The sequence below is a fragment of the Kitasatospora sp. NPDC098663 genome (genome assembly GCF_044760075.1).
GTDB lineage: Bacteria > Actinomycetota > Actinomycetes > Streptomycetales > Streptomycetaceae > Kitasatospora.
Genome location: NZ_JBIWAP010000042.1, coordinates 69,600 through 79,800, shown reverse-complemented (window position 1 = coordinate 79,800; position 10,201 = coordinate 69,600). Strand labels below are relative to the sequence as shown.

8 protein-coding genes are annotated in these 10,201 nt (G+C 71.9%); 4 read left to right on the top strand and 4 right to left on the bottom strand.

Translation table 11 applies throughout. The features are described from left to right. Positions 1-165: 165 nt before the first annotated feature. The 3 genes from ACIQVZ_RS33645 to ACIQVZ_RS33635 are packed head-to-tail and all read left to right on the top strand — an operon-like array spanning position 166 to position 4,738. Positions 166-2,031, top strand: a complete 1,866-nt coding sequence (locus ACIQVZ_RS33645) for an asparagine synthase-related protein (protein ID WP_402455279.1) — start codon at positions 166-168, stop codon at positions 2,029-2,031. Next, entirely contained in the window at positions 2,025-2,747 is a 723-nt protein-coding gene (locus tag ACIQVZ_RS33640; protein WP_402455276.1) for a lasso peptide biosynthesis B2 protein, read from the top strand. The genes ACIQVZ_RS33645 and ACIQVZ_RS33640 overlap by 7 nt, the downstream gene beginning before the upstream one ends. Positions 2,748-2,803: 56 nt before the next feature. Next, a complete protein-coding gene (locus ACIQVZ_RS33635; RefSeq protein ID WP_402455274.1) occupies positions 2,804-4,738 on the top strand; it encodes an ATP-binding cassette domain-containing protein in 1,935 nt (644 codons plus the stop codon). A 95-nt stretch (positions 4,739-4,833) separates the two neighbouring features. On the opposite strand, the gene ACIQVZ_RS33630 is transcribed toward ACIQVZ_RS33635, so the two are convergent. Continuing rightward, positions 4,834-5,187 (bottom strand): hypothetical protein, encoded by a 354-nt coding sequence (locus ACIQVZ_RS33630; protein ID WP_402455272.1) that lies wholly within the window; start codon positions 5,185-5,187, stop codon positions 4,834-4,836. Between the two features lie 89 nt (positions 5,188-5,276). Continuing rightward, positions 5,277-7,772 (bottom strand): phage major capsid protein, encoded by a 2,496-nt coding sequence (locus tag ACIQVZ_RS33625; protein WP_402455271.1) that lies wholly within the window; start codon positions 7,770-7,772, stop codon positions 5,277-5,279. 607 nt (positions 7,773-8,379) lie between these two features. Here ACIQVZ_RS33625 and ACIQVZ_RS33620 point away from each other — a divergent pair. Continuing rightward, positions 8,380-8,769 carry a hypothetical protein gene (locus ACIQVZ_RS33620; RefSeq protein WP_402455269.1) on the top strand — a complete coding sequence of 130 codons (390 nt, stop codon included), beginning with the start codon at positions 8,380-8,382 and terminating at the stop codon, positions 8,767-8,769. Between the two features lie 139 nt (positions 8,770-8,908). On the opposite strand, the gene ACIQVZ_RS33615 is transcribed toward ACIQVZ_RS33620, so the two are convergent. Beyond that, entirely contained in the window at positions 8,909-9,136 is a 228-nt protein-coding gene (locus ACIQVZ_RS33615) for a DUF397 domain-containing protein (protein ID WP_402455266.1), read from the bottom strand. Next, positions 9,120-10,013, bottom strand: coding sequence for a helix-turn-helix domain-containing protein (locus ACIQVZ_RS33610; RefSeq protein WP_402455263.1), 894 nt, complete (start codon positions 10,011-10,013; stop codon positions 9,120-9,122). The genes ACIQVZ_RS33615 and ACIQVZ_RS33610 overlap by 17 nt, the downstream gene beginning before the upstream one ends. Between the last annotated feature and the right edge of the window lie 188 nt (positions 10,014-10,201).

The following is a 10,201-nucleotide window of genomic DNA, read 5'->3' as shown; positions in this document are numbered from 1 at the left end:
GGTCACGGTCGTCGTGGACACCCTGGGCTCCGCAAGATTAAACCGCGCGCACCACACCCATTAGTTCCTTTATGCCGCGCGGCGGGGGCCCCAACCTGCCGCCCTCTAGGCGCGGGTTGCGGGCCCCCGCATCTTCATACCCACCAAGGCGAGGGAGAGCACAGCATGGCCGTGATGCGGCACGTGGCGGGAACCTTCGACACCGGGCAGCAGGACCCCACGCAGGTTGGCTGGAAACCGCGCGGCAGCGCCCAGTTGCCCGCCTCGCGGGCGACGGGCGCCGTGTGGGCCGTCGGCTTCGAGGACCGGGAGACGTCCACCGTCTCGGCTCCGGGAGGCCGGGCCGAGCTGCTGACGGCCGGGTGCTGCCTGGCCACCGAGGCCGAGAGGCACGAAGCCGTGGAGCAGGCCGGCGCCGGCCGCTGGCATCACGCGGCCCGCCTGCCCGGCAGCTACCTCACCGTGATCCGCAGCGGCGAGCAGGTCCGCGTCATCGGCGACCGAGCCGCCACCGTGGTGGTGCACTGGCTGCTGGACGGCGGCACCGTGCTGTGGTCCACCTCGGCGCTCGCGCTGGCCGCCTACCGGCAGGCCGAGCCCGACCTCGCCCGGGTCCTGGCCGCGTTCACCGTACGCGGCGCCGACCTGCTCGGCGAGCACAGCTGCTTCACCGGCGTGAACCGGGTGCCGCCCGGCCGGGCGCTCGTCCTGGAACCCGGCCGGGCGCCGCGCACCGAGCCGCTGCCCCCGGCCGGGCCGCTGGACTTCGCCACCGGCGCCGGGCTGCTGGAAGAGCGGCTGACCGTCGCGGTCGAGCGACGTGCGCTGCTCCCGGGCCGCCTGTCCGCCGACCTGTCGGGCGGGATCGACTCCTCGACCCTGACGGCGCTGGCCGCGCAGTTCACCGACCTGCTGGCCATCACCTTCACCGACCGGCACATGCAGGACGAGGACGACGGCGTGTACGCCCGCCGGATTGCCGCGGACTACCCGGCCGTCACCCACCGCATCGTCCACGGCGACACCGAACGGGTCCACCAGTTCGACGGCCTCGCCGGCCCTCTGCCGGTCACCGACAGCCCGTCCCTCAGCGTGGGCCTGCTGGCCGTCAAACGCGCCCAACTCGCCCCGGCCCACGCCTGGGGGAGCGGCGTGCACCTGACCGGCCGCGGCGGCGACGACGTCCTGGACGCCATCCCCATGTCCATACTCGACCTCTACCGCGCCGGCCACCGCATCGAGGCAGGGCGGCGCCTGGCCGCGTTCGCCCGGGAGCGCCGCTGCTCCACAACTGCGGTGCTGCGCCAGACCCATGCCACGCTGCGCACCCCGTACGGGCGGGCCCTCGACGCGCTGGCCGACACGATCTCCGGCCGCGCACCGTTGGACCGCAGCCAGCTCCTCGCGCCGTGGGAGTCGCTGTCCTGGTGCGGGACGCTGCCGGCCGCCGCGTGGCTGACCCGCGACGGCCGCGCCCGGGTCGCCGCCCTCCTCACCACGCCACCCGAATCCGGCAGCGGCCCGGCGCAGCTGCACGAGCGGCTGTTCCTGGAGCGGATGGGCGAGGAGCACGCCACCTACGACCAGATCGCCCGCCAGCTGTTCCAGGTGCCCGTCCACGCCCCCTTCCTGGACAGCCAGGTGGTGGACCTCTGCCATGCCGTGCCCGGCTGGCAGCGGCGGATTCCCGGTGACTTCAAGCCGATCGCGCGCGCCGCGTTCACCGGCCGCGTCCCCGGCTACCTGCTCGGCCGCCGTACCAAGACCGCGATGACCCGCACCGTCGCCACCGGCCTGCGCGCCAACGCCCCGTTCATCCGGGCGCTGTTCAACACCTCGCTGCTGGCCGGGGCCGGACTCATCGACCCGCGCCCGGCCCGCGCCGCCCTGGAGGCCGCGCTGCGCGGCGAGCCGGCCGCGCTGGCCTGCCTGCACTACCTCATCGCCACCGAGCTGTGGCTCGCCACCATCCCCACCGGCCGGGACACCTGGTGGGAGCCGATCGAGGAACACGAGGAGATCACGTGGTGACGCCGAGCGGCGCGGTCCACTCCTGCACCAGTGCCTGGGGAACCGCTCTGATGGACACCCGCCACGGGCCCGGCACGTGGCGCTTCCTCGACCCGGTCGGCACCGACCTGTGGCGGGCCATCACCAGCGGGGTGCCCGCCGACCAGGCCGTCGACCGGCTCGCCGCGTACTGGCAGCAGCGCGGCCAGGACCCCGACACCGTCCGGGCCGACCTCACCGCCGTGCTGGCCGCCCTCCGGCGGGCCGACCTCCTCAACCCGGCCAGGCAGCCCATCGAGGCGGCCGACGCGCAGCCGAGGGTCCACTTCGCCGCCCCCGGCCCCACCGGCCTGGGCCTGCGCCTGGCCGCACCGCTCGCCCTCGCGGTCACGCTCGTACTGCTGCGCCTGCCGATCCGGTACAGCATCGCCGCCGCCCGCCACACCACCGCCCTTCCGGCCCGCCCGGCCACCGTCGCCCAGGCCCAGGCCGCGCACTACGCGGTGCGCCGAGTGGCACGCTGGTGGCCCGGACGGGTCGCCTGTCTGGAGGAGTCGCTGGCCGCGTTCCTGACCGGCGCGCTCACCGGCCGCCGGGTGCGCTGGGTGCTCGGCGCCGCGTTCCTGCCCCGCGGTGCGCACGCCTGGACCGAGGCACACGGCGAGATCATCGGCCAGGAGCCGGCCGACCGCGTCTGGCGCTACCTGCCGGTCCTCCAAGTCGGCCCCGCCGCCTGAGAATTCGCCACCACCGACACCCGTTACACCCGTTCGGGTGAATCGTTGGCCCCGGTGTGACGACAACACACCAACCCGAGGCCGCCCCGGGCCAGCGGCGACGCTCCCTCTTCCGCGCCCGCCGCTCCGAGCCCGCTGGCGGGGCACTCCCGCAGTACACCGTCAGCGCCGAGCGGCACGACAACGCCGGCACCGACGGCCTCTCCACCGTCCTCCGCCGTCTGCCCCACCTGTGCGCCATCGTGGTCCGACTGGCCTGGGAGGCCGATCGGCGCGCGGTCAAAGTCCTGGGCGCCCTGCTGCTCCTCGGCGGAATTCTCGCCGCCACCACCCTCTACGCCACCCGCGGCGCGCTGATCCCGCTGTTCACCGCCGGGCCGCTGGAGGAGCGGCTACGCCATGCCGCCCCGGCCCTCGCGCTGATCGCCGCCGTCGCCGCCGCCCGGTCGCTGGCGGCGGCGGGCACCACTGCCGTCACCGCCCGAATCGGGCCCCGCGTGGACGGCCTGGCCGAACTGCGCTACCTGGACGCCGCCACCCGCGTCCCCCTCGCCGCCTACGACGACCCGCAGTGGTGCAACCACAGCGAGGCCGCCAACCGCGCCAGCAAGGACACCCGGCTGATGGTTGACTCGATGGCCGCCACCGTCGCGGGCCTGCTCGGCCTGCTGGCCGCCGTCGGCATCCTCGCCGCCCTCCACCCGCTGCTCGTCCCGCTGGTGCTCCTGGCGGTCCTGCCGCGCGGGGCGGCAGCGATCCGTGCCGCGCGCGCCGAGCACCTGGCCGAGCGGCACACCCTGGCCGACCGGCGGCTGCGGCACACGCTGATGTACCACACCGCTGGGCGGCCGACCGCGCTGGACGTGCGTGCCAGCACGATGCGGCCGTGGCTGTTGAGGGAGTTCTCGACGCTCGTGGACCGGCTGGACCAGCACGCCCGCCGCGTCGGTACCACCACCGCCCGCTACCAGCTCACCGGGGACGTACTCGCCGGCGGTGCGATGCTCCTGGTGTACGGCACGCTGCTGTGGCTGGTCGTCGCCGGACACGTCCCGCTCGCCGCCGCCGGAACCGCGGTCGTCGCCGTCCAGACCAGCCGGGCCCTGCTCGCCAACCTGGTCACCGGGCTGAACACCACCTACCGGGTCGGGCTGTACCTCGGGGACTGGGAGAGCTTCATTGCCGACGCCGCGCAGCGGGCCCGCCCGCTGCTGGAGCCGGTCGACGTGCCGGCCAACCCGAGTGTGATCCGCGCCGAAAACGTCACCTTCTCCTACAACGGCTCCACCAACCCGGCGCTGCGCGGCGTCAACGTGATGGTCCGCCAGGGCGAGGTGCTGGCGATCGTCGGCACCAACGGGTCCGGCAAGTCCACCCTCGCCAAGATCCTCGTCGGCCTCTACCACCCCGCCGAGGGTGCCGTGACCTGGGACGGCGTGGACCTGGCCGCCGCCCCGCCCGATCAGATCTGGACCCGGCTGGCGATCCTTCCCCAGGACATCGCCCGCTGGCAGACCGACGCCCGGCAGAACATCACCCTCGGCACCGACCACGGCGACGACGCGATCCTCGCCGCCGCCGCGCAGGCCGGCGCGGACGACGTGCTCGCCGGCCTGCCGGACGGCCTGGACACCAACCTCGCCCCAAGCTTCTGGGGCGGTCGGGACCTGTCCGGCGGCCAGTGGCAGAGGCTGGCCGCCGCACGCGCGTTCCTGCGCGCCGACGCCCCGGTGCTGGTCTGCGACGAGCCGACCTCAGCCCTCGACCCGCTCGCCGAAGAGGCGATGTACGAGCGCATCCGGCGCCTGGCCAAGGGCCGGACGGTCATCCTGATCACCCACCGGCTCGGCTCGACCCGCTCGGCCGACCGGATCATCGTCATGGACAAGGGCACCGTCGCCGAGGAAGGAACCCATGCCTCGCTGCTGGCCGCCGACGGCGGATATGCGGCAATGTGGCGCACCCAGGCGCAGACGTACGGCGGTCACTGACCAAGAGGTGGCGAACGGACACGGGCCCTTCGGAGTGCAATCGCGCTCGGGTCCGGGCCCCGAGGAATCAAGTTCGCAGGCAGTGGTCCCCCTACTCACGTCCGCTTGGCCGGCGGCGGCACCTCGACGATACGGCCGAAGGCGGCGCCGATGCGCAGCGCAAGGATGGCGCGGCCGTGGGCGTTGGCGAAGCCGCGACAGATCGCGCCCTTCGTGCCGCGTGGGGCGAGGGCGGGCAGGGTCGAGTGGCAGACGATGTGCCCGTCGTCGGCGAGGGCCTGGTCGGCGAGCTGCCGTACACGGCCGGGGGCGAGGTGCATCAGGTTGCCCGGGCGGTAGATGCAGGTGTCGCACAGGCGGGCGAGGACTCGTACCTCCCCGGTGGCGGGGTCGGCGACGGCCGGCGCCGGATCGTCGTCGGGCTCGGGCTGCGGATTGCTGTACCTCACGGTGTCCCCCTGGTTGTGGTCGAAGAGCCTGTGTGGGCCACGGCCGGGGCGGGCGCTCAACGCCTGCCCCGACCGGGCGGTCAGCTGTGTCAGCCGCGACGGCGGCCCTCGCGTTCTTCTCGGACTGTGTCAAGGAGGCCGTCCGCAGAGCCCGTCATCACGATCTGCTCCATCAGGAGCTGGGCCAGAAGGTAGCGCGGGTCGGCGCTGCGCGCCCGTTCCAGGGCGATGAGCGCGGCCGGGACTTCCCCGGCGACGGCAGCGGTGAACGCGGCGAGCGTCAGGGGGGCGGCGACGAAGGTCGTGTCGGCGGTGGCGCAGTGGCGTGCCAGCAGCGCCCATAGATCCCGGGCGCGAGGGAGCTCGGCGGGTTCGATGTACTCGAGCGCGATGTCCCGAAGGGGACGGTGACGCAGTCCGACGATCAGCTCCGCCGTCTGCTCGGGGGTTAGGCCCTCGAGCGGTGTGCCGTCTCCCCCGTCGAGCAGCAGCCGGTCGAGGACGGCCGTGAGACGTTTGGTCTCGGCGTCGAAGCTGCTGGCCTGTACGCGGTCGGCCCGCTCGCCGACGGCGTGCGGGATCGCGGCTCGCTGGGCCTCCGCCTCCTCCCCTGTGACGGGTTCGAAGGCGGCGGCGATCGCGGCTTGGCTGGGCGGTGTGGGTATGCCGACGGCGCGGGCGTTCATGGTGACCACGCCCGGGTTGTCCGGGCCGTCTACGGGCATGCCCTCGTGCCGGAAGTTGGGGTTGTCGTGGTGGTATACCCACCAGTGGGTGGGGGTGACGAACAGGGCGGCGAGGGTGTCGATGCCGTGGGTCTCGGCGGACAACAGGAGCGCGTCCGCCAGCACCCGGTGCCGGGTCATCGCGGCGTAGCCGTCGCCCGCGTCCTGCTGGTTCGCGCACACGTACAGCAGGATGTCGGCCGGGCCCGTGGTGAACTGCTGCAGGCGGTGCAGCGTGCTGTGCAGCATACGATGCGCGGCCTCGTTCGGGTTGTCCTCGCCAGTGGGAAGTTCGAACTTCTGGCTGAAGATCGGGTGGTTGTTCAGGGTGTCTCGCGCGAGGACGATCACCATGCCGTCGGGGCCGTCGGGCCGGTAGCTCAGGAGGTAGGGCAGTGCTTCGACGGCCTGGGCGGGGCTGCGGATGTCGAAGGCGGGCACCGTGTTGATGTTCAAGGGGATCTCTCTGCTCGTGGTCGGTGGGGGTGGGCAGGGGCCGCTCGACTCGCGGCCCCTGCCGGGGGCGGTCAGCCCGTGACGGGGTTGCCCCGCATGGCGCGGTACTCGCGCAGGTGCTCGCGCAGGTGGTTGAAGCTCGATCCACTGTTGAACCTGCCGAGGAGGAAGTGCGTCAGGTCCTGGTCCGGGAGGCACATTTCGGCGGCCTGGAGGGCGAGTCGAGACCTGGCGTCGTCGCCGAGCGCCCAGGCCGAAGGAGCCGACGAGGAACTTGCCCTGGGTGATCGCCATGGAGTCCACCACGGCGAGCCGCCAGACGATCTTCTGCGCGCCTATGGCGACGTTGACAGCGACGCGGTATGCGCCCTGGAGGTCGGTCTCCAGCTCCAGGTCCTCGAAGTCGAACGGGTGGAGGACGATGCCGCTCGGCGGGTAGTAGGCGAGGACGGCGCGGGTGGCCGCTCGCCGGATCGCCGCGCTCTGCTTGTCGGTGTCGGCCTGGGCGTAGGTCTGCACGCCCTGGGTGTTGACGATGCCGGTGATCTTCTCGTCGCCGCCGGCGCCGTAGAGGATCTCGTTGTCCTCGGTCATCTTGACGCCGTCGACGAGTTCGCTGTCGACGATGTCGCGCAGCCGCGGCTCGTCGGCGAGCGTGTTCTTGTGGACCGGGATGGTGTGCGCGATCTCGGCGACCGGGTAGGTGACGGTCTTGAACGTCAGGTTCGACTGCGGGGCTCGCGCGTACACCTCGACAGCGGCCGTGCCGCCGGGCGGCACCTCCATGGCTCGCTCGGGCACGATCGCCGCCGCGTTGGTGAAGCCGGTGACACGCACCCCGTAGAGCAGGTTCGCGGTGGTGGTCTGGGAGGGGAACAGGTCCCGGATGCGGCCGGGCCGCACGGCGCGCGGGACAATGTCCAGGTGCTCGGGAGTGCCGAAGCCGAGGACACCGGCGGTGCCGGCGCTGCGGCTGAAGACGTCCTTGCGGCCGAGCCGGTCCAGGGGGCTGCCGTCGATGGTGACCATCTGGTCGAACGAGCCGCGGAAGCCGGCGGTCTTGAGGCCCTTGAACTCGTCGCTGTCGAGGAACTGCTCACCGAGGGACTTCACCTGGCTGGCGAGGTGGACCGCAAGGGCGGCGTCCTTCGGGGCGAAGGGCTGCGAGGTGGGCTCGTTGAGGAAGGCGTGGACGGTCGCCGCGCCTTCCAGGTCGGTGATGAGCTGCTTGATCTCCTGCGCCTCCCCGAGGGCCTTGCGGAAGGCGGCGGCCTTCTCGGCCGAGACGGTCACTCCTCCGTCCTCGACGGCGAAGGACGCGCTGATGGTGTCGAGCTCGGCGGCCTTGGCGCGCAGCGCGCTGTTCAGCTCCTTGAGTCGGCTCTTGTCGATGGTGGTGGGCACGGTGTGGCGCTCCTTGGGATGGTGCCGGGCCACCCCGCCAGCGCGGGACGGAAGAGGTCCAGCCGTGTGACCGGTCAGCACCGGATCACCACGGCGATCGGCACACCGTAGGAAGAGCTGATCGTTAGTGTCGCGTCGAGGCTCACGGCGCGTTCCCCCGCTGCTGTCAGCGCTGCCCGACGCTCTCAAGTCGTCTTTTCATCAGCCGATTTGGCTGTGCCCAGGTCGGCTTGGGCTGGTGAGTGTGGTGCTGTTCGGCAGGGTGCCGGACAGCCGGCCATCCGCCGGTCAATGCGCTGGAGACCCATGTACCCCTTCCCCCGACCCCAACTTCCGCCTCTGGATGCCCCCATGGGCTGGTCTGCCGAGGCCGGCCATGACGTGAACCCGTTCCTGATCATCGACGGGCGGGAGTTGCGGGTCGTCCAGACTCCTACCGGGTGGGCGCTGCTGATCAGCACTTCCTCCACGGTCGAGCTGTACGGGCCGTCGGAACACCTCCGCGCAGGCGCAGGAGTGGCTGCATCAGTACGCGGCATGGCGTCTGTGGCCGCTGGCCCGCACCCGCGGGCCCTGGGGCTGCCTCGCCCTGGCTTCGGAGGGCTGGATGACCGCGCTGGCGCGCACGGCCCTGCCCCCAACCGTGCAGGTGCACCTCGGCGTGCAGGAGGCCGAGGTGCACGCGGCCGCTCACCTGATCGCCCCGGCTGGGTGGTCTACCGAGGGTAGTACCAGCCTGCCGCCGGGGGTCCGGGCGGTCGAGGAACGCTTCTGGGTGCGGGAGGGCTACCGGGCGTTGGCGACGTGGGCCACGGCCGACCTGGGGGCGACTACGCGGGCCGCCTACCAGAACCACGAGCTGGGACGCGGCAACTACTCGCCGATCGACCTGGCCGAACAGCCCGGCGTCTCGCACGCGGCGATCTCCGCCGCCGCAGCCGGGCGCAGCTGGAATCCCGTGATCAGCAAGGCAGTTGGCGCGCTGGCGAGGCGGTAGCACTCTCGCGAGACGGTGAGCACGGCAGGGTTCTGGGTGCCCACGTTCCCGACGTGTCGTGGTCGGCAGGTCTGGGAGGATAGCCGTGGGGCCGACCCCACTTCGTCTGGGGCCGGCCCCGCGGAAACCCTCGGCGGGGTCAGGCGAGGTGGTCCAGGGTGCCCGCCTTCGCGCCGAGGAGCATGGCGCCGATCTCGCCACGGGTGAAGACGAGCGGAAGCTGGTCGGGCCTCTTCGAGTCGCGGATGGCCACGAGATCTCCAATCGCGCCGAACTCCACGCAGTTGTTGTTGCCGCCGCTGTAGGGGCTCTTCTCCCACGTCACGGTGGAGAAGTCGATCTCGGCGGGGTCAGGCTTCACGGTCACTGGGGCTGAACTCCTTGATCATTTCGGTGATGCGGGTACGGGTCTCCGGCGGACCGAGGGCTCGGGCCCGCAGGTGGTCGAAAACCTCGTCGTAGCGTTCCACGTCTTCGGCCGCTTCGAGACACACCGACTTGGTCAGGTTCTCCACCCAGACGACAGCCGGGGCGGGGCTGGGGAAGGCCATGTGTATGAAGCTGCCATAGCCAGCTGGATGGAGGCCGATGCCGAAGGGGAGGATCTGCACCACGATGTTGGGCCGCCGGGACATCTCCAGCAGGTGGCGCAGCTGGCCCTCCAGGATCTCCCGCGTGCCGCGCAGGCGCCGGAATGCCGCCTCGTCGATCACGGCCCACAGCTTCGGAGGCTCGTCCGCCTCCAGTAGGTCTTGGCGTCGCATGCGGACCTCCACGAGGTCTTCGACGCTCTTGCCGTCGAGGTCGACCCGCATGGCACTGATGACGGCGCGGGCGTAGTCCGCGGTCTGCAACAGCCCCGGTATGAGCTGCGCTTCGTAGGAGTGGAGGCTGGTCGCGCTGGACTCCAGGGCGACGTAGCCCGAGTACTGGGTCGGGGCCATCAGCGCCGAGTACTTGCGCCACCACGAGTTGCGTTGGGCGTTGTCGGCCCGCACCAGGTCCAGCAGGTCTTCGCGGACCTCGGGATCGGTGACGCCGTAGTGGTCGAGGAGCGCTTTGACGAGGACCGGGCTCGTGCCGCGCTGGCCGGTCTCGATGCGGCTGAGGCTGCCTTGTGTGATCTCGACGGCCTCGGCGACCGCGGTCAGGGTCATCCCGGGGATGGCTTCGCGTAACGCCTTGAGTCGGGGCGCCAGTTGGCGTCGGTACACGGACTGGGGTGCTGGGGGCCTCTTCGCCATGGGGCACAGTCTGGCGGGTGGACCGGCATGGGGGCAACGGAACTGAGGCAATGTCAGAGGGGCATATTGCCCAACCACCTTCCGTAGGGGCATGCTGTGAAGGCGGCAACGAGGAGTGAGCGAAAGGTCACTCCTTATGACGTCGCGTGCTGCCGCGATCCGTTGCACAGAGCCCGGATGCGCGCCCC

Coding starts and splice junctions, on each gene's coding strand:
- ACIQVZ_RS33645 (WP_402455279.1), top strand. CDS start 166: ATGGCCGTGATGCGGCACGTGGCGGGAACCTTCGACACCGGGCAGCAG.
- ACIQVZ_RS33620 (WP_402455269.1), top strand. CDS start 8,380: ATGACCGCGCTGGCGCGCACGGCCCTGCCCCCAACCGTGCAGGTGCAC.
- ACIQVZ_RS33610 (WP_402455263.1), bottom strand. CDS start 10,013: ATGGCGAAGAGGCCCCCAGCACCCCAGTCCGTGTACCGACGCCAACTG.